Origin of the sequence: Microbacterium testaceum, from assembly GCF_029761935.1 — a bacterium.
Taxonomy (GTDB): Bacteria; Actinomycetota; Actinomycetes; order Actinomycetales; family Microbacteriaceae; genus Microbacterium; species Microbacterium testaceum_A.
Genome location: NZ_CP121699.1, coordinates 277,598 through 296,515, shown reverse-complemented (window position 1 = coordinate 296,515; position 18,918 = coordinate 277,598). Strand labels below are relative to the sequence as shown.

Sequence of the window (18,918 nt, the reverse complement as noted above, 5' to 3'; positions counted from 1 at the left end):
CCCGGGCGCTGGCGTCAGCCGCGGCCGAGCATCTTCTGCAGCTCGGCGAGATCGGCCTCGCTCGGGGCCGCCTGCCCGCCCAGGCCGAAGCCCGAGCCGGTGGCCGGTGCGGATGCCGCGATACCGGCGTTCTCGGCCGCGCGCTTGGCGGGGTTACCCGAACGCGAGCCCTTCGCCTTCTGCTGCTTTCCGCGCTTGGACGACGCGCCGGGCTTGCCGCCGACGGGTCCCATGCCGGGGATGTTGGGCACCCCGCCGCGCGCGACGGTCTTCATCATCTTGGCGGCCTGGTCGAACCGCTGGACGAGCTGATTGACGTCGGTGACCGTCATGCCCGAACCGCGGGCGATGCGCAGGCGGCGCGAACCGTTGAGCATCTTGGGGTTGCGTCGTTCGGCGACGGTCATCGAGCGGATGATCGCCTCGGTGCGGTCGATCTCGCGCTCGTCGAAGTTCTCGAGCTGTTGCTTCATGTTTCCCATGCCCGGGAGCATCCCGAGCATCTTCTTCATGGAGCCCATCTTCTTCATCTGCTGCATCTGCTCGAGGAAGTCCTCGAGCGTGAAGGTCTCGGTCGCGAGCTTCTCGGCGACCTTCATCGCCTCGGCCTCGTCGAAGGCCGACTGCGCCTGCTCGATCAGGGTGAGGATGTCACCGAGGTCGAGGATGCGGGATGCCATGCGGTCGGGGTAGAAGGGCTCGACGTCATCGAGACCCTCACCGGTCGAGGCGAAGATGATGGGGCGACCGGTGACCGAGGCGACCGACAGCGCGGCGCCACCGCGAGCGTCGCCGTCGAGCTTCGACAGCACGACGCCGGTGAAGTCGACGCCGTCCTGGAACGCCTTCGCGGTGGTGACCGCGTCCTGACCGATCATCGCGTCGATGACGAACAGCACCTCGTCGGGCTCGGTGGCCTTGCGGATGTCGGACGCCTGCTTCATCAGCTCGGCGTCGACGCCCAGGCGACCGGCGGTGTCGATGATGACGATGTCGTGCTGCTGGCGGGTGGCGTACGCGACGCCGTCGCGGGCGACCTTGACCGGGTCTCCGGTACCGTTGCCGGGCTCGGGCGCGTAGATCGCGGCTCCGGCGCGCTCGGCGACGACCTGCAGCTGGTTGACGGCGTTCGGACGCTGGAGGTCGCACGCGACCAGGAGCGGGGTGTGGCCGTCCTTCTCGAGCATCTTGGCGAGCTTGCCGGCGAAGGTCGTCTTACCGGATCCCTGGAGGCCGGCGAGCATGATGACCGTCGGCGGGTTCTTCGCGAACTGCAGGCGACGCTGCTGACCGCCCAGGATGCCGATGAGCTCGTCGTTGACGATCTGCACGACCTGCTGCGCAGGGTTCAGCGCCCGGTTGACCTCGTCGCCCAGGGCGCGCTCGCGGACCGCGGCGGTGAACTCCTTGACCACGGGCAGCGCGACGTCGGCGTCGAGGAGGGCGCGGCGGATCTCGCGCACCGTCCCGTCGACGTCGGCGGGCGTGAGCTGGCCCTTCTTCCGGAGGTTGCGGAAGGTCTCTGTGAGCCGGTCGGAGAGGGTGCCGAAAGTCGCCATGATGTAACGAGTTTACGCGGGGCGCGCCGCGTTCGCCGCCGCGCACTCACCCGCCGGTGGCCCGACGCGGGCGATTCGCCGAACCTCGACCCTCCTCGGAGGGATGCCGCTGGCCCCGGCCAATCTCTCGGGGGCGGGGCGGACGGCCCTGTCGCGTCACGCGAGAGCGAGCGCGGCGTCCAGCACTTCGTCGAGGGGCCGCCCGGCGGCGGTGCGGTCCGCCCACGCCCACACGGCGGCCAGGACAGCGGCCGAGAGCGCGCCCGCGCGGACCTGGGCGTCCAGCTCGGGCATGCCATCGCGCACGAACCGCGCCGCGAGCTCCCGCTGCAGCCGGAATTGCCGGACGGCCCGGTCGCGGTCGAGCTCGACGGAGATGCCCATGGCGTCGGCGTTGGTGATCGCGAGGGCGAGTGCGTCGGGTGCGAGACCCGCGCCGATCGCCGTCAGGCACTGGGCGACCGGCTGGCCTTCGCGGAGGCGCTCGATCGCGGCATCCGCCTGCTCGTCGTATCCCGACCAGAGCACGTCGCTCTTGGCGGAGAAGTAGTTGAAGAAGCTCGAACGGCTCACTCCCGCGCGGCGGGTGATATCGGACACGCTGGTCGCGTCATAGCCCTGCTCCAGGAACAGTTCGCAGGCCGCCTCGGAGAGCACTTCGCGCGAGGAGGCGCGCGGTCGTCCGCTTCGAGGCTCGGGGGTCACCGCCCCAGCCTACGGGGGCGCCTCACGTGTATTGTTGGACGCAATCCAACATCGGAGGCGGTCGATGATCGACATCCAACAGGTGGGCCTGTCCCCGCACTACGTTCCCTACCTCGACGGCTGGGCGCATCAGCGTCGCATCCACGCCGACGTCGTCGCGGGAGCCCGCGTCGACACCCTGCTCCTTCTCGAGCACGAGGCGGTGTACACCGCGGGAAAGCGCACGGAGGCGCACGAACGCCCCGACGACGGCACCCCCGTGATCGACGTCGACCGCGGCGGGAAGATCACGTGGCACGGCCCGGGCCAGCTCGTCGGGTATCCGATCGTGCGGCTCCCCGAACCCATCGACGTCGTCGCGCACGTCCGGCGCCTCGAGGCCCTGCTCATCGACGCCCTCGGCGCCCTCGGCGTCGACGGCTTCCGCGTCGAGGGACGCAGCGGCGTCTGGGTACGGCGCCCCCTCGGCGTGGACAAGGTCGCGGCGATCGGAGTCCGCGTCGAAAGAGGAGTGACCATGCACGGCTTCGCCGTCAACTGCGACAACACCCTCGCGGGCTTCCGCCACATCGTCCCCTGCGGGATCTCGGATGCCGGAGTGACCACCGTCAGCGAGGTGCTCGGCGCCGACGTCTCCCCCGCCGATCTCGTCCCCGCGATCGAGCGCGTCTTCCGCGCCGAGGACGCGGTGGTGGCCGCGTGAGCGCCTGCGGAACCGGGAGCGCCGGGGTGCCGGCATCCACTGCTCCGAACGGCCGCAAGCTCCTGCGCCTCGAGGTGCGCAACGCCGAGACGCCGATCGAGCGCAAGCCCGAGTGGATCAAGACCAAGGCCAAGATGGGCCCGGAGTACACCGCCCTGCAGAACCTCGTGAAAACCGAGGAACTCCACACGGTCTGCCAGGAGGCGGGCTGCCCCAACATCTTCGAGTGCTGGGAGGACCGCGAGGCGACCTTCCTCATCGGCGGTTCGCAGTGCACGCGCCGCTGCGACTTCTGCCAGATCGACACCGGTAAGCCCGCCGACTACGACCGCGACGAACCTCGCCGCGTCGCCGAGAGCGTCACCCGGATGCAGCTGCGCTATGCCACCGTTACCGGCGTCGCCCGCGACGACCTGCCGGACGAGGGCGCGTGGCTGCACGCCGAGACCGTGCGCCGCATCCACGCCGACAACCCGGGTACCGGGGTCGAGATCCTCGCGACCGACTTCTCGGGTAACCCGGCACACCTCGAAGAGGTCTTCTCGTCGCGACCCGAGGTCTTCGCGCACAACGTCGAGACCGTCCCCCGCATCTTCAAGCGCATTCGCCCGGCGTTCCGCTACGAACGCTCCCTCGGCGTGCTCACCGCCGCGCGAGAGGCGGGGCTCATCACCAAGTCCAACCTCATCCTCGGCATGGGCGAAGAGCCCGAAGAGGTCGTCCAGGCCCTCGAAGACCTGCACGCTGCGGGTACCGACATCATCACGATCACGCAGTACCTGCGCCCCACCCCGCGCCACCTCCCCGTGCAGCGCTGGGTGAAGCCGGCCGAGTTCGTGGAGTTCAAGGAAGAGGCCGAGCGCATCGGCTTCCTCGGCGTGCTCGCCGGGCCCCTGGTGCGGTCGTCATACCGCGCCGGACGCCTGTGGGCGCAGTCGATGGTGTCCAAGGGCCGCGAGATCCCGCCGCACCTCGCGCACCTCGCGAAGGACATCGCGTCCGCCGACGCGGGCTTCGCGCAGGCGGTGTGAGCGCGCAGAGCGGAGAGTAGACCTCTCCGCTTCCACGGGATAGGGAACACTTCGTTCACCGCCGAGGTCTACCGTGTCGCCGGGCCAACCGACCCGCTTCCGGTATCACTTCTCGATCGGAGTCGCGGTGGATCTCACCGTCCTCGTCCCCGTCCTTCTCGTCGTCGCCCTCTCGATCTTCTTCGACTTCACCAACGGCTTTCACGACACCGCCAACGCCATGGCGACGTCAGTCGCCACGGGCGCGCTGAAACCCAAAGTCGCGGTGCTCATCTCCGCGATCCTCAACCTCGTCGGCGCGTTCCTGTCGACCGCGGTGGCCAAGACGGTGTCGGAGGGGATTCTCGCCCAGAACGACCAGGGGCTTCCGCAGATCACCGCGCCGATGATCTTCGCGGGGCTCATGGGCGCCGTGGTGTGGAACCTGCTGACCTGGTGGCTCGGGCTGCCCTCCAGCTCCACCCATGCCCTGTTCGGCGGCCTCATCGGCGCCGCGGTCATCGGCGTCGGCTTCCACGCCGTCGAGTGGGGAGGGGTGCTGTCGAAGATCGTGCTGCCCGCGCTGCTGTCGCCGTTCATCGCGGGGATCGTGGCCCTCGCCGCGACCTATCTCGTGTACCGCGTGACGAAGATGGCGACCGTCGCCGGATCGTCCACCGCCCTCCGTCACGGCCAGACGGTCTCGGCCTCGCTCGTCTCGCTCGCACACGGCACCAACGACGCCCAGAAGACGATGGGCGTCATCACGCTGACCCTGATCGTCGCCGGCTTCCAAGAGGCGGGCACCGGCCCGCAGCTGTGGGTCATCCTGTCCGCGGGGCTCGCGATCGCCCTCGGCACCTACCTGGGCGGCTGGCGCATCATGCGCACGGTCGGCAAGCGCATCACCGACGTGAAACCTCCGCAGGGCTTCGCCGCCGAGACCAGCGCCGCCTCGACCATCCTCATCTCGTCGACTCTCGGCTTCCCGCTCTCGACCACGCAGGTCACCTCGGGTGCGGTGATCGGCTCGGGGCTCGGCAAGCGCCTCGCGTCGGTGCACTGGAACGTCGTCACCCGGATCGCCTTCGCGTGGGTCGTCACGCTGCCCGCGGCCGCCGTCGTCGGCGGAGGCGCCGCATGGGCGGCCTCGTCGGGCATCGCCGGCCTCGTGGTCGTGCTGGTGGGCGGCCTGGCCGTCTGCGTGGGCCTGTTCCTGCTCGCCCGCCGACGCCCGGTGTCGGCCGAGAACGTCAACGATGAGGCGGTGGATGCCGATCGCATCGGCCAGCGCCAGACCGAAGGAGAACGCGCGTGATCACTCCCCTTGAAAGCGCCGGCGCCTCGGGCTGGCTCGGCACCGAAGCAGGGTCGATTCTGCTCGTCTTCGTGGTGGGGCTGGCCGCCACCCTCATCATCGTGGGGCTGTACGCCCTCGGCATCCGATTCTTCGCCGTCGGCGCCCCCGACGTTCGAGTGCCGGATGGAGACGACCCCGAAGGACCGACCGCGGTGGTCGCGCCGCGCGAGACGCCGCGACCGCTGCCCGCCACCATGGCCGGTCTCGTCTGCTTCGCCGGCGTCGCCGCCGCGGTGGTCTACGGGATCTACCTGGTGATCCCGCTTTTCCACGGAAAGTGAATCAGACCGGCCAGACGTACGGCAGGTCGTCGGGGACGTCTCCGAAACGGGGGACGTAGAACTCGGGGTCCTTGCGCACGAGGTTGGAGCGGTGCGCGAGGTGGAACGCCTCGTCTCCGATCCAGGGCGGGAGGTCGAGCTCGTTCTGCGTGAGGCCGTCGACCTCGGGCGCGAAGACGCGGATCTTCTCTCGGACGGTGTCGGCCCGGCCCTGGGCGATCCACTCGTCCGTCACGACGAGGCCGTACGACACGAGCGCCGGCAGGTGTCCGTCCCACATCTTCGCCGCCGGATGATGACGCCAGCCATGGTCGGGCACGCTCAACGCGCGCAACAGCTGGAACGTCTCGACGCGCTGCTTGCCCAGTCGCTTGACGTCGAGGGCGGCGGCGGATGCCGCGAACGAGGGGTATGGCAGGAAGGTCTGCACGCGCTCAGTCTGCGCTGGTGACCGACTGGACGCTGCCGTCCGAGGCGAGGTTCACCAGGAGCACGTCGTCGGTCGCGTCGGGATCCAGCGCGTACTCGAGGACGGCGAAGGGGTCGGCACCCCCGTGCTCGTCGGCGAGGATCGTCATGCTCATCAACTGCAGCGCCTTGATGACGTCGATGTGCGTGTCGCCCGAGACGTCCGTCAGAAGGTCCTCGAGCTCTTCGCCGAGGGTCGCCTGCTGCTGAAGGATGTACTCGGTCACCTCGCTGGTTCGCGAATCGAGTTCGTTCACCATGGCGTTGCGCGCGGCGAGGTCGATCGACTCGAGCGACGAGACCATGGATGCCGCGACATCGAGCGCCTCGACCGACACGTCGTCCTGATCGGGGGCGGTCAGGTCGACGGTGACGCTCTGGTCGCCGAACTCGACGTTCTCGCTCCAGAAGATCGACCCGTCGGGGCCCGACTCGAGGAGTCCGAAGAAGTCGTGCTCGATCGCCATGCCTCCATGTAAGCAGTCCGCCCGGAGTTCGGGAAGACGACCCGCCACGGTCGGTGCGTGCGGTAAAGGCGTGCGAGGGGCTCAGTCGACGAGCGAGGCCGCGAAGACGTGCGGGGTGAAACCGGTGAGGTCGTTGATGCCCTCACCCTGGCCGAGGAGCTTCACCGGGATGCCGGTGCGCTCCTGCACCGCGAGGACGAAGCCGCCCTTCGCGGAACCGTCGAGCTTGGTGAGCACCAGCCCCGTGACCCCGGCGCTGTCGAGAAAGGCCTGGGCCTGCATGAGGCCGTTCTGACCGGTCGTCGCGTCGAGCACGAGCAGCACCTCGCTGATGGGCGCTTGCTTCTCGATGACGCGCTTGATCTTTCCGAGCTCGTCCATGAGGCCGCCCTTGGTGTGCAGGCGACCGGCGGTGTCGACGAGGACGATCTCGGTGCCCGTCTCTTTCGCGTGCGCCACGGTCTGGAAGGCGACGGATGCCGGGTCCTGACCCTCGTGCTGGGGACGAACGATCGTCGCTCCCCCGCGCTCGGCCCAGGTCGCCAGCTGATCGACGGCGGCGGCGCGGAAGGTGTCGGCGGCCCCGACCGTGACGGTCCGGCCGTAGCGCTGCAGGAACTTCGCGAACTTGCCGATCGTGGTGGTCTTGCCGACGCCGTTGACGCCGACGACCAGGACCACCGCGGGGCGCTCGGTCAGTCGCAGCGTCGTGTCGAACTTCGCGAAATGCTCCTCGAGCGTCTCGCGGAGCATGCGCTGCAGGTCGCGCGGGTCGGTCGTGCGGAAGCGCTCGACCTTCTCGCGGAGTTCGTCGACGAGGCGCTCGGTCACGTCGGGTCCGAAGTCGGCCGTCAGCAGAGCGGCCTCGAGGTCGTCCCACGTGGTCTCGTCGATCGTGGGTTTGACGAACAGTCCGCGCAGCGCGCGGCCCAGCGACCAGGAGTTCTCAGCCATTGCTTCAGCTTACGGGGGTGACTTCGTCACGGGCGGCGTCGACGGATGCCCGGGGAGTCGCCTCGGCGCGGGCGGCGGCGCGGTCGCCGACCCGCTGACCGACGACGGCTGAGACCCCGTCCTGACGCATCGACACCCCGTACAGCGCGTCGGCGATCTCCATCGTGCGCTTCTGGTGCGTGATGACGATGAGCTGGCTGCTCGCGCGGAGCTTCTCGAACACCCCGAGCAGGCGGCCCAGGTTCGCGTCGTCGAGTGCCGCCTCCACTTCGTCGAGGATGTAGAAGGGGCTCGGTCGCGCCGTGAAGATCGACGTGAGGAAGGCCACCGCCGCGAGCGAGCGTTCCCCGCCCGACAGCAGTGACAGCCGCTCGATCTTCTTGCCCACCGGACGCACCGCCACCTCGATGCCGGTCGTCAGCGGGTGGTCGGGGTCGGTGAGCGAGATGCTCCCCGCGCCTCCGGGGAAGAGGATCGGGAAGATCTCGGTGAAGGCGGCCCGCGTGTCCTCGAAGGCCGCGACGAAGATCGTCTGCATGCGCTCGTCGAGGTCGGCGATGATCGTCTGCAGATCCGCGCGGGTCTGCTGCAGATCCGCCAGTTGCTCGGTGAGGAAGGCGTGCCGTTGTTCGAGAGCGGCGAACTCCTCGAGCGCCAGCGGGTTCACCCTGCCGAGTTGTGAGAGCTTGCGTTCGGCATCCTGCAGTCTGCGCTTCTGCGCGCCCCGCTCGAACGGGACCCCCGCCTCGGTGGCTTCGGCGGGGATCGGCTGGTCGGGACCGTATTCCGAAACGAGAATGTTCTCGTCGAGGGCGAGTTCGGACTGGACGCGTTCGAGCAGCCCCGTCACGTGCAGCTTCTTCTCGTGCATCTGGAGTTCGAGCCCGTGCACACTCTCGGTCAACCGCGCGAGACGCTCACGGACGAGGGCTTCATCGGCGCGCGCCCGCGCGAGTTCCGCGGTGATCGCCGTGCGGGCGGATTCCGCGGCCGCGAGCTCGACGCGCGCCTGACTGACCGAGCGGTCGACCGAGTCGAGCAGGGCCGGGAGGTGACCTGCGACCTCGGCGGCGATCTCTCGCTGCGCGCGGCGCAGCACCGCACGCCGGGCGGCTTCCGCGGCTGCGGAGCGCTCACGCTCGCGCTGCTGTTCGAGCTGGACGATGCGGGCCTCCCCCGCACGCACCCGCTCCTTCAGCGTCTCGATGTCGAGCCGTGCGCGCATCTCGCCCTCCCGCGCGGCGTCGACCTCGGCCGCGAGACCTTCGCGGGCCGACGCGTCGAGCAGGGGACGCGGCGCCTCGAGCGCGCGGGTGAGGGCCTCGTCGGCGCGGCGCGCCGCCTCCTCGGCCTCGGCGACAGCCGTCTCGGTCTGCGCGAGACCCGCGGCCAGCCGATCGCACTCGGCGACCACCGCCTCGTGCCGTACGGTCACCCGGTTGACCTTCTCGGCGTGGGCCGCGAGGGCCGCGTCGTGGGCGCGCAGCGTCGAGAGGGCGTCTTTCGTGCGCTGACGCGCATCGACCTGGGCGCGTTGCTCGTCGGCCAGCGCCTCGCGGAGCGAGTCGGCGATCACCACGATCTCGTCGAGTCGCTCGGCGGCGGCATCCCTCTCGGCGGCGAGTTCGAGGCGCGAGCGGCCCGACCCCGAGCCGGCGCGGACGGTCCGCGCGGTCACGACTTCGCCGGCGCGCGTGACCACCGTCACGTCGTTCGCGAGGTGAGACTGCGCCGCGCGCGCGGCGTCGAGATCGTCGACGATCAGAACGCGGGACAGGATGCCGAGCACCCCGGCCGACGCCGTCACGACATCCGCCGCGGCGATCGCGCCCTCGAGCGAGGGCCCGGACGAATCCGCCACGGGGGCGTCAGCCAAGACGATCTCGACCAAACCGAGATCGGCCTCGGCCGCCGTGTGCGCGGCGGTGAAGGCGGACGCCGCGTCGTCGACGAGCAGTCCCTCGGCGAGGGTGCCCAGCACCGCGGCCACCGCCGCCTCGTACCCCGATCTGACCTTCACGTCGTCGCCGACCAGACCCCGGATGCCGGCACCCCCGGCCGCGATCAGGTCGGCCGCCGCGTTGCGGACATCCAGAGCACGGCCGAGAGCCGTGGTCTGGGCTGTGAGCGCGTCGCGCTCTCGCTCGGCCGCGTGAAGCCGTTCGCGGAGTGCGGCGACTCGCGCCTCGACGTCGTTCGCGTCGCGCTGCGCGCGCTCGTAGGCGGCCGCGTGCTCGGCGGTGGAGGCTTCGGGAACGACGTCGGGGTCGAGCTCGGCTCGCGCCTGCTCGGCCTCGGCCCGTCGAACGAGAGCGGCGTCGAGCGCCCGCTGTTGGCGTTCGACCCCGGCGCGCACGGCGGCGAGGGCGGAATTCGCGGCATCCGCCGCGCCCCGCAGGCTCGTGATCTTCATGTCGTGCTCCGACACGAGGGCGCTCTGCGCGGCGATGTCGACGTCGAGCGCGTCGAGGTCGCTGCGGGCGCGCGTCACTGCGCGGGCCGCCTCGGCTGCGGCATCCTGCGCATCTCCGAGGCCAGCCGCGATCTCGTCGATCTCGGCTCGGACGTCGTCGATCATCGACGGGGTGACGGTGGGCGAGAACCCGGCTCCGTCGGTCTCGTCGTCGCCGAGGAGCGTCAGTCGTTGGCCCGCGAGCGTATAGAGCCCGCGGAGTCGTTCCTGCACCTGCTCGAGGGCGAAGGCGACGCTGCGCGCACGATCGACGGCCTCCGAACGCTGGTCGTGTTCGAGGCGCTCCACCCGTCCGCGGAGTCCCTCGGACTGCTCCTGCAGGCCCAGGCGTTCGGTGTGGCGCTCGCTCTCGGCGCGGGCGGCGTCAGCAAGTTCGGCGCGCAGACGGACGAGCTCGTCGGCGTACAGTCGCGCCTTCGCGTCTCGGACCACGGCGGCAATCGTGGCGGCTTCGCGAGCGATCTCGGCCTGCTTGCCCAGTGGCTTCAGCTGCCGACGCAGCTCGCCCGCCAGATCGCTCAAGCGCGTGAGGTTCGTCTCCATCGCCTCGAGCTTGCGGACGGTCTTCTCTTTGCGGCGGCGGTGCTTCAAGATGCCCGCGGCCTCTTCGATGAAGCCTCGCCGGTCTTCCGCCGACGCCTGGAGCACGGTGTCGAGGCGCCCCTGCCCGATGATGACGTGCATCTCACGACCGAGGCCGGAGTCGCTGAGGAGTTCCTGCACGTCGAGAAGTCGACACGTCTGCCCGTTGATCGCGTACTCGCTCGCGCCGGTGCGGAACAGCGTGCGGCTGATCGTCACCTCGCTGTAGTCGATCGGGAGAGCCCCGTCGGCGTTGTCGATGGTGAGCTGCACCTCGGCGCGACCCAGGGGGCCTCGCGTCGACGTGCCGGCGAAGATGACGTCCTCCATCTTGCCGCCGCGGAGGGTCTTCGCCCCCTGCTCCCCCATGACCCAGGCGAGAGCGTCGACGACGTTGGACTTGCCCGAGCCGTTCGGACCGACGATGCACGTCACCCCCGGCTCGAGCGCGAAGGTGGTCGACTGGGCGAACGACTTGAAGCCCTTGAGCGTCACGCTCTTCAGGTGCATGTCACCCGCCTTCCGCTCGATCGACCCGCGTGTTCACGGTAGCCGAGAAACCGCGGGATTCCGCGGCGGCGGGCCGGTGCACCGGGCTCGACGCGCCCGGCGTTCTTCCGAATCTGAGCGAGAGCTTGACATTCGCTGACAGCCTTCGCTAGCGTCTGAGGTCGCAACCGACGTCGAAAGGAGGTTACTTCCATGATTCGCACCACGACCGGCTTCACCGCCCCAGGCTTCACCGCCGTCCCCGTGCTCTCCGCATACGCCACGGGAGTGACCACCGCCGTCGGCATGCCCCCTCGTCAGGGCTAGTTCGTCGCGTCGAGACGCCTCGTCGTCTCCGCATCTCGTGAGCCCCGTCTTCTCGACGCCGGCCCCCGGACCCTCTGCGTCCGCCCCGCGTGAGCTGTCTGCTCGACGCGCCTTACCCTCGCTAGATCCTCTTACGGAGCTTCCGCATGAACGCCCTGTTCACGCGCGCGCCGCAGCACTCCTCGGCCGCGCCTTCCCCTCCCCCCACGCCCTCGACGATCACGTTCGACACGACGGCATACCGGCCGCTGGGTCTGCTCGACCGCCTGTCGCTGCGTCTGGGTCTCTGGCTGCTGAACCGGCATGCCAACCGGGCCCGCGCCCTCGACACTCGAGCAGTCGAGGCTCTTCGAGCCCGCGACGCGGCCGCCGAGCGCGCCCGCCGCGAGCAGGCCTGGCAGAGCGCCGCCGCGTTCAGCCGCCCGCCGCTCTGATCCCGGTGGGGTCGGCCTTCGGGTCGACCCCACCCCCACCCTCTTCTCATCCGACGAAGGACCTTCGAATGACCTCCCTCCCCGCCGGCCTCGAGCTGCGCCCGCTTCACGTCCCCGCCCACATCGATGACCCGGATGCCGCCGACTTCCGCGAGATGGTCCGCCTCCGCAACCTGATCTACTCCGAGATCTCGGGCCACGACGACTCATCGATGCCCGCCGACGAGCTCCTCCCGCTCTACCAACCGCAACCCGAGATGAAGCGATTCGCCTGGATCGCCGTCCACCACGGCGAGGTCGTCGGGCGCGTGGGTCTCGACTTCCCCCAGGAGGAGGGCGCCCGCACCGGGTTCTGGCTCATCGAACTGCGCCGCTCCGCGTGGGGGCACGGCATCGGGCGCGCCGCCTACGCGCTCATCGAGAACATCGCTCGAGATCACGGGCGTACCGTCCTGCAGTCGTGGGCCGAGCACCCCGCCGCGGACGGACCGCGCCTCGAGCCGCCGACGGGGTTCGGGTCGGTCCCCCGGGATCACGCCGCGCGGTTCCTCCTCGCATCCGGATTCTCGCTCGAGCAGATCGTGCGGGTGAGCGCGCTCGATCTCGCCGGGGCGCGACCGCGTCTCGAGGAACTCCTCACCGAGGCGGAGCAGGCGGCCGTCGGGTACCGGATCGTTCAGTGGGCCCTCCCCACTCCCGACGAGTTCGTCGACTCCTTCGCGTGGATGAAGTCCCGCATGGTGACGGACGCCCCCTCGGCGGACCTCGAGTTCGACGAGGAGGTCTGGGATGCCGCCCGCGTCCGTCGCTACGAAGCGGGTTACACCGACGCGGGGCGGCACATGCTCGTCACCGCCGCCCAGCACGTCGACACCGGCGAGCTCGCGGCCTTCAACGAGCTGGTCATCGGCAAGGACCGCACCGCGGCGACCAGCCAGGAGGACACCCTCGTCGTCGCGTCGCACCGCGGCCATCGGCTCGGAATGCTCGTGAAGTGCGCCGGGCTCCTCGCGTGGAATGACGTTGCTCCCCGCTCGCCCCGCGTGCTGACCTACAACGCCGAGGAGAACCGCCCCATGCTCTCGATAAACGAAGCCATCGGCTTCGCACCGATCTCGTACGAAGGAGTGTGGAAGAAGGTGCTGTGACGACCTGGGTCTCAGAAACCGAGGACCGCGCGAGCGCCGTCGACGTCCGCCTGCGCGAGATCCTGCGCGTACTGCGACACGCGTTGGCTCGTCAGCCGGAGCACCGCGGCCTTGTCGCGCATCGCGCTATCCATCTGAGCGTGTCGACCCGTCCAGGCGGCCTGCGCCTCGCCCTTCCAGCCCGCGCGCATGGTCTGAGAAGCGGATGCCAACGTGTCCATCTCGGCGCTCAGGGCATCGGCCGCGCTGGACAGCGCCTGCGCCGAAGCGGCGAGCGAATCCGTGTCTGCCGTGACGTGCATGGGCCCCTCCTCAGAAGGACGACGTACCCGAACGGGGGTAGCCCCGGTCCGCGTCGCGACGCAAGCTCAGGGCGATGTCGGACTCGGCTCCGAACAGCTCGGCGCCGCGATCCGCGAGGCGGGCCATCGCCGCGTGTTGCGCCTCGGCGATCGTCCGAGTGGTGAGGTGCCCGAGCGCGTCCAGACTGAGGTGCTCGGCTTCGGCACCGAACGCGATCAGTCGCACGCGTCCGCCGACACCGGCGCGCACCCTCACCTCTCCGCGGGCGCTGCGGACCTCTTCGGAGATGGCATCGACGTCCTCGGCCAGCGCTTCCGCCCGCAGCTTGTTGTTCTGCGCCTTGGCGCGGATCTCCTGCAGCTGACGTCGGGCGTCGTCGAACCCGGCATCCATACCGGTGAAAGGATCGGTCATCTCGGCTCCCTGGTGTCAGTTGGCGGCGGTCACGCTGCTCGGAACGGCCGGCACCTCGCCGGGCCACGCGCCGAGTCGCTCTCGAGCGGGCGATCCGTCGCGGACGTTGACGTTGGCGACGGTAAACCCGTCCGACCCCGGCACGGGCTCGCGCGGCTCGATCCACCCCGCTTCGGCGGCCGCCGCGGCGGCGTCGAACCCCGACCCGGCGTCGTCTTTCACGGTGATCGAGATCTGCGCGTTGGGCATGTACCCCTCGCGCACCGACCACGCGGACTCCGTCAAAAAGGTGATCAGGGCCGGTCCGTCGGTGATGCGGTACCCGGGCGAGACGGTCACCGCGATGTCGTAGCCCGTGTTGCCCTTCACGTTGGGCGCCTCACCGCCGCCGACATCGATCGACAGACCGGGGATATGCGAGACCGCAGCGCGCATCTCGCTCAACGTCTGACCGCCCGAGGTCGCGTCGTGGGGAATGTCGTCGCGGCGCGCCTGGCCGCACGCCGTCAGGGATGCGATCCCGCCGACGACGAGAAGAGCCGCGATCCAGCGGTCAAGACGGGCCATAGTTGATCATGTCCTCGAGTCGGTACTGCATGTCGGCCCAGATGCTGACATCAGAGATGCCCGCGTAGGCCCCGTTCGTGTTCCCATCGAATCCGAGACCGTCCAGGATCGTTTCGTCGTAGGCGCCGGTCACCTCGAACACGGCTCGACCGTCGACGTTGCGCAGGCGGAACGCGACCTCGCCCGGATACTCGGGATGCCCGCGCTGCGCGGCGATCACGAACCCGTCATCGGTGATCTGCTGCACCTCGATATTGCCGGCCGTGACGCCGGGGATGCCCATCCCGAAGAGCGACGTCTTGATCGTGTCTCCGACCGCGGGCAGCTGCATGTTGAGCTGCGAGTTGTCACCCTCGCGCGACGGCAGGAAGACGTGCCCGAACTGGTCCCGGAGCATCTGATTCAGCTCGGCGGTCGTCATGTCGGTCGTGCCGAGGTCGTACTCGTGCTGATACCCCAGAGGGTGGGCGTCCTGGAAACGCTGGTCGGAACCGGGGTAGGGCACGGGCCCAGGGTTGTAGGTGTCGCCCATCGACCCGTCCCCCGGCACGAGACCGGGCAGGCCACCGAGCCCGGGGATGTCGCCCGGCGGGAACTCCGCGAGGAGCTGCCCGATCAGGTTCTCGAGATCCTGGTGGAACGGCACGATGGCCCGGTAAAGGTCCGTCACCAGTCGGAGGAGCTCGCGCAGGGCCTGCAGCACACGGTCGATGTTCTCGACGACGTCGTCGATCACCTGGGCGCAATTGTCTGCGAAGTCGCTGATGGCCTGGCTCTTCTCGTCGATCTCCCACGGCCAGCTGCCGAACAGGACGTCTCCGATGACCCCCGCCGCCGACGACAGCAGCTCGAAGCCGCTGCACACGAGGGATCGCATGATCTCGACCGCGCGCACGCAGAGCTGAAGAGCCTGGCTGACGACCTTGGACCAGTCCGCGATCGAGTGCGTCGCCGCAGCCAGCACACGGAGCGAGCCTTCGATGACGGCCGCCGTGATCCCCTGGACATGCCCCTGGATCTGTGTGAGGGCGTCGGTGAAGGTCTGGGACACCGCTTGCACGTCCCCGGCGTAGACCTCCCAGGCATGCGACGCGTGGTACAGGCCCGCCGGGTCGCCAGTGACCCGCTCCAGCAGCTCCTCGAGGGGTTGGACGAACTGGGCGATGACGGAGGCGAAGCCCGACAGGCCACTGCCGCACCCGTCGCCCCCGGCTCCGGGCGCGGGCAGACCACTCTGCCAGTCCGCCGCGGCCAGGGACGCCGCGGCGGAGTCCGCGGCGGGGAGCACGACGATCGCGCTCATCAGAGTTCGCCGGCGAGTCTGTCGAGATCGGACTGCGCGGTCTCGTCGACGCGTTGGAAGCCCGACACGGCGGTCTCAATGCCGGCGGCACTGCGCTCGGCTCGATCACCGACAAAGCCCGACGCGCCTTCCATGAGCCCGCCCAGGGCGTTGAACCCGGGCGGGATGAATGCGGCGATCGGTCCGAACGCCATCGAGGGGACAGCCGACCCGAGCGCGCCGCCCGCGGAGCTCAGGGATTGCGCCGCCTGCGTGAGCGTCTGCCGGACTCGGTCATACTCTTCGCTGTCTACGTCGATCCGACCCATGTGAAAGCTTCCCCCCATCGTGCACCCCACTGACACGATGTCGGCGAGCGTAACACGCCGGCTCGCCCCCCGCCGGGGCGGCCTGCCGCGCTAGACCCGCTGGCAGTGCGGGCAGAAGTGGCTCGACCGGTTCATGAACGACACGCGCACGATCGGGCGCCCGCACCGCGGACACGGCTGGCCGGTGCGCCCGTACGCATTGAGCGAGTGCGCGAAGTAGCCTGCCTGCCCGTTGACGTTGACGTACTGGGCGTCGAAGCTCGTTCCCCCCTCGGCGAGGGCCTTCTCGAGCACCGCCTGCACTTCAACGAGCAGACGGTTCACCGCGCGCGTCGGAAGATCGGATGCCGCCGTCTCGGGGTGGATGCGCGCAGCCCACAAGGACTCGTCGGCGTAGATGTTGCCGATACCGCTCGCCGCCGTCTGATCCAGAAGCACACGTTTGATCCCCGAGGAGGTACGGGCCAATCGCGCGCGGAATCGTGCGGCGTCGAACGCGGGGTCGAGGGGATCGCGGCCGATGTGCGCGACCTGCGTCGGTACGCGGGCGAGGTCCGAGCCGCGACCGCCGGCAGCGCCGTCGGGCGTGTCGACCAGGCTGTCGATCGCGAGCGAACCGAACGTGCGTTGATCGGCGAACACGACCGACAGCGGCCCGTGCACCGGGTGCTCCAGCTCGATGCGGATGCGCTCGTGTCGCTCCTCCGGCGCTCCGGGGGCACGGAGGAGCATCTGGCCGCTCATTCCCAGATGGGTGACGATGGCCTCGTCGTCGGCCACCGGCATCCACAGGAATTTGCCTCTGCGCACGGCGGACGCGATGCGTCGGCCCGTCAGCTCCGCCTCGAAGTGCGCGGCTCCCCCGGCGTGACGGGTCAGCGCGCGGTCGTCGCGCACATCGACCGACGAGATGAGGGCGCCGGTGACGGCGGGCTCGAGACCGGCGCGGACGACCTCGACCTCGGGAAGCTCAGGCACGCGCGTCGAGCTCGCGCCACGCGGTGAGAGCCGCAGCCATCTCGGCGTGCTTCTTGCTGGAGCCGACGCCTGTGGTCACGACGTCGCCCGTGGTGACGGTGGCGGTGAACCGGCGGTCGTGATCGGGCCCGGTCGCCTCGACCGTGTAGACAGGAGCCGCGAGACCGAGTCGGGCCGCGATCTCTTGCAGGCTCGTCTTCGGGTCCATCGCCGCGCCGTACCGCTCGGGGTCCGCGAGAAGCGGTTCGACCAGGCGCAGCACCATGCCGGTCGCCGCGTCGGGGCCGGCCGACAGGAAGGTCGCGCCGATGAGCGCCTCCATGGTGTCGGCGAGGATCGAGTCCTTGTCGCGCCCACCGGTGAGGATCTCGCCGCGGCCCAGCCGCACGTGGTCGCCGAGTTCGATCGTGCGGGCGACCTCGGCCAGCGCCACCGTCGACACGACGCTCGCGCGCCGCTTGGCGAGGCTTCCCTCGTCGAGATCGGGATGCCGCGTGAACAGCCGGACCGTGACGGCCTGGCCGAGCACGGAGTCGCCGAGGAACTCGAGGCGCTCGTTGTGCGGAATGCCGCCGTTCTCGTACGCGAACGAACGGTGGGTCAAAGCAAGAGAAAGAAGCTCGGGGTCAATCTCGACCCCGAGCTTCTCGGTGAGCGCTGCGCGCTCGACGTTGTTACGCGTCACGAATCGCCGATCAGACGTCGGCGACCTTGCGGCCCTTGTACTCGAGGAAGAGCTCGGTGCCCTGCGAGTCGGTGACGACCTTCGCCTGGTGGGGGCGGCTGTAGACGACCTTGCCGTTCTCGATGGTCTTGACCAGCGCGGGGGCTTCAGCCTTCCACTGCGCACGACGCGAGCGGGTGTTGGAGCGGGAGACCTTCCGCTTCGGGGGGTTACCTGCCATGACTAGCTCTTCTCTGTCTTGGGGGCGGCGCGGGGCGCATCGCCGTCGTCTGGGGTGTACTGCTGGAGCGCAGCCCATCGAGGATCGACAGGCGTCTGCTCCGTGGTGCCGGGGCTTTCCGTCAGCCTCTCGCCCGTGTTCGGGTCGAGCCCGGGGCAGTCCGGCTGACACACCGGCTGGAACGGAAGCGAAAGGACAATGGCATCCCGGACCAGATTTTCAAGATCCACGTGGTCGTCTTGAACGTCGAAGTCGTTCGCTTCGTCCCCAGGATACGCGAAAAGTTCCTGGAACTCGACTTCGACAGGCTCGGCGATGTCGATCAAGCAGCGTCCGCACACTCCGACCGCGGTGGTGTCGACGGTGCCCGAGACGAGAATGCCCTCGTGCACGGACTCGAGACGCACGTCGAGCTCGAGGATCTCGCCCTCGGGGATCGCGAGCAGTCCCTCACCCCACTTCTCGGGGGTGGGCAGGTCGAGCGTGTGTTCGCGCATCTCGCCCGGGTGGCGCTCGATGTCGCGTACGGGGAGCTGGAAAGGTCCGGGTCGGCGAGTTCTCACGGTGGTCAATGCTACCCGTGCGCTCCTGGGCGGGGGCCGGGCGTCGCCCGTCGGCGCGGCGGTACGGTCGCCTGCCCGACGGCCAGGGGGGTGTCAGATGCCGCGAGCGCCGGTGTCGAGGAGCCGCGCGACCGCGGGCGGAACGTATTGCGACACGTCACCGCCGAGACCCGCCACCTGACGCACGAGCGAGCTCGAGACCAGCGCATGAGAGGGGTCGGGAAGCAGGAAGACCGTCTCGACGTGGGCGAGGTCGCGGTTCACGATCGCCATGGGCGTCTCGTACGCCACGTCGACCTGCGAACGGATGCCCTTCACGAGCACCTTCGCTCCCACCTCGGTGCAGTAGTCCACGAGCAGGCCCATGCTCCACGCGGCGACGATCACGTCGCCCTGGACGCCCGCCTCGGCGATCGACTGCTCGAGCAGACTCTGCCGCTGAGCGATGGGGAGCATGGCCTCTTTGCCCGGGTTGTGGACCACGAGCACGTGCAGCTGGTCGAAGAGACCCGCCGCGCGCCGGATCACATCGAGGTGACCGAGCGTGGGAGGGTCGAACGAGCCGGGAACGACGGCGATCCGGGGGTTCATGCCGCCAGCCTACCGATGCGACCGGG

Annotated in this window: 22 protein-coding genes; 6 read left to right on the top strand and 16 right to left on the bottom strand. The window is 69.6% G+C overall.

The genetic code is table 11. The features are described from left to right. Positions 1-14 precede the first annotated feature (14 nt). A complete protein-coding gene (ffh, locus tag QBE02_RS01350; protein WP_279366813.1) occupies positions 15-1,559 on the bottom strand; it encodes a signal recognition particle protein in 1,545 nt (514 codons plus the stop codon). Between the two features lie 156 nt (positions 1,560-1,715). Next, positions 1,716-2,264, bottom strand: a complete 549-nt coding sequence (locus QBE02_RS01345) for a TetR/AcrR family transcriptional regulator (protein ID WP_279366812.1) — start codon at positions 2,262-2,264, stop codon at positions 1,716-1,718. Between the two features lie 64 nt (positions 2,265-2,328). Here QBE02_RS01345 and lipB point away from each other — a divergent pair, with 64 nt between their 5' ends. The 4 genes from lipB (at position 2,329) to QBE02_RS01325 (ending at position 5,618) form a co-directional block, all read left to right on the top strand. After that, positions 2,329-2,967, top strand: coding sequence for a lipoyl(octanoyl) transferase LipB (lipB, locus tag QBE02_RS01340; RefSeq protein WP_141378309.1), 639 nt, complete (start codon positions 2,329-2,331; stop codon positions 2,965-2,967). 26 nt (positions 2,968-2,993) lie between these two features. Next, positions 2,994-3,998 carry a lipoyl synthase gene (gene lipA / locus QBE02_RS01335; protein ID WP_103208924.1) on the top strand — a complete coding sequence of 335 codons (1,005 nt, stop codon included), beginning with the start codon at positions 2,994-2,996 and terminating at the stop codon, positions 3,996-3,998. Positions 3,999-4,125: 127 nt separating this feature from the next. Further along, complete coding sequence (locus QBE02_RS01330; protein ID WP_279366811.1) at positions 4,126-5,295, top strand: inorganic phosphate transporter; 1,170 nt, start codon at positions 4,126-4,128, stop codon at positions 5,293-5,295. Next, entirely contained in the window at positions 5,292-5,618 is a 327-nt protein-coding gene (locus QBE02_RS01325) for a hypothetical protein (protein ID WP_056230874.1), read from the top strand. The genes QBE02_RS01330 and QBE02_RS01325 overlap by 4 nt, the downstream gene beginning before the upstream one ends. A 1-nt stretch (position 5,619) precedes the next feature. Here the strand turns inward: QBE02_RS01325 and QBE02_RS01320 are convergent, their stop codons facing one another. The 4 genes from QBE02_RS01320 to smc form a co-directional block, all read right to left on the bottom strand. Continuing rightward, positions 5,620-6,048, bottom strand: a complete 429-nt coding sequence (locus QBE02_RS01320; protein WP_279366810.1) for an MSMEG_6728 family protein — start codon at positions 6,046-6,048, stop codon at positions 5,620-5,622. Positions 6,049-6,052: 4 nt separating this feature from the next. Continuing rightward, entirely contained in the window at positions 6,053-6,553 is a 501-nt protein-coding gene (locus QBE02_RS01315; RefSeq protein WP_056230870.1) for a DUF2004 domain-containing protein, read from the bottom strand. Between the two features lie 81 nt (positions 6,554-6,634). After that, on the bottom strand, positions 6,635-7,507 hold the full coding sequence (ftsY, locus tag QBE02_RS01310; RefSeq protein WP_279366809.1) for a signal recognition particle-docking protein FtsY: 873 nt from the start codon (positions 7,505-7,507) through the stop codon (positions 6,635-6,637). Positions 7,508-7,511: 4 nt separating this feature from the next. Beyond that, the gene (smc, locus tag QBE02_RS01305) at positions 7,512-11,072 is read right to left on the bottom strand and encodes a chromosome segregation protein SMC (RefSeq protein WP_279366808.1); all 3,561 of its coding nucleotides are present in this window, start codon (positions 11,070-11,072) and stop codon (positions 7,512-7,514) included. Between the two features lie 452 nt (positions 11,073-11,524). On the opposite strand from smc, the gene QBE02_RS01300 reads away from it, so the two are divergent. Together QBE02_RS01300 and QBE02_RS01295 are read left to right on the top strand one after the other, a co-directional pair. After that, positions 11,525-11,812 (top strand): hypothetical protein, encoded by a 288-nt coding sequence (locus QBE02_RS01300; protein WP_279366807.1) that lies wholly within the window; start codon positions 11,525-11,527, stop codon positions 11,810-11,812. Positions 11,813-11,880: 68 nt separating this feature from the next. Beyond that, entirely contained in the window at positions 11,881-12,960 is a 1,080-nt protein-coding gene (locus tag QBE02_RS01295; protein ID WP_279366806.1) for a GNAT family N-acetyltransferase, read from the top strand. Between the two features lie 11 nt (positions 12,961-12,971). Here QBE02_RS01295 and QBE02_RS01290 read toward each other — a convergent pair whose 3' ends face one another. From QBE02_RS01290 to coaD, 10 genes are all read right to left on the bottom strand, one after another. Then, positions 12,972-13,262 (bottom strand): WXG100 family type VII secretion target, encoded by a 291-nt coding sequence (locus tag QBE02_RS01290; RefSeq protein ID WP_279366805.1) that lies wholly within the window; start codon positions 13,260-13,262, stop codon positions 12,972-12,974. Between the two features lie 10 nt (positions 13,263-13,272). After that, entirely contained in the window at positions 13,273-13,677 is a 405-nt protein-coding gene (locus tag QBE02_RS01285; RefSeq protein WP_279366804.1) for a hypothetical protein, read from the bottom strand. A 15-nt stretch (positions 13,678-13,692) separates the two neighbouring features. Continuing rightward, the gene (locus QBE02_RS01280) at positions 13,693-14,244 is read right to left on the bottom strand and encodes a hypothetical protein (protein WP_279366803.1); all 552 of its coding nucleotides are present in this window, start codon (positions 14,242-14,244) and stop codon (positions 13,693-13,695) included. Continuing rightward, positions 14,231-15,547 (bottom strand): hypothetical protein, encoded by a 1,317-nt coding sequence (locus QBE02_RS01275; RefSeq protein ID WP_279366802.1) that lies wholly within the window; start codon positions 15,545-15,547, stop codon positions 14,231-14,233. Before QBE02_RS01275 ends, QBE02_RS01280 begins: the two co-directional genes overlap by 14 nt. Beyond that, a complete protein-coding gene (locus QBE02_RS01270; protein WP_279366801.1) occupies positions 15,547-15,855 on the bottom strand; it encodes a hypothetical protein in 309 nt (102 codons plus the stop codon). The genes QBE02_RS01275 and QBE02_RS01270 overlap by 1 nt, the downstream gene beginning before the upstream one ends. Before the next feature lie 90 nt (positions 15,856-15,945). Then, positions 15,946-16,833, bottom strand: a complete 888-nt coding sequence (gene mutM, locus QBE02_RS01265; protein ID WP_279366800.1) for a bifunctional DNA-formamidopyrimidine glycosylase/DNA-(apurinic or apyrimidinic site) lyase — start codon at positions 16,831-16,833, stop codon at positions 15,946-15,948. Then, entirely contained in the window at positions 16,826-17,518 is a 693-nt protein-coding gene (gene rnc, locus QBE02_RS01260; RefSeq protein ID WP_279366799.1) for a ribonuclease III, read from the bottom strand. The genes mutM and rnc overlap by 8 nt, the downstream gene beginning before the upstream one ends. A 10-nt stretch (positions 17,519-17,528) precedes the next feature. Then, on the bottom strand, positions 17,529-17,738 hold the full coding sequence (rpmF, locus tag QBE02_RS01255; protein WP_013586329.1) for a 50S ribosomal protein L32: 210 nt from the start codon (positions 17,736-17,738) through the stop codon (positions 17,529-17,531). Between the two features lie 2 nt (positions 17,739-17,740). Continuing rightward, on the bottom strand, positions 17,741-18,235 hold the full coding sequence (locus tag QBE02_RS01250) for a YceD family protein (protein ID WP_056230851.1): 495 nt from the start codon (positions 18,233-18,235) through the stop codon (positions 17,741-17,743). 159 nt (positions 18,236-18,394) lie between these two features. Further along, positions 18,395-18,892 carry a pantetheine-phosphate adenylyltransferase gene (gene coaD / locus QBE02_RS01245; RefSeq protein WP_279366798.1) on the bottom strand — a complete coding sequence of 166 codons (498 nt, stop codon included), beginning with the start codon at positions 18,890-18,892 and terminating at the stop codon, positions 18,395-18,397. Between the last annotated feature and the right edge of the window lie 26 nt (positions 18,893-18,918).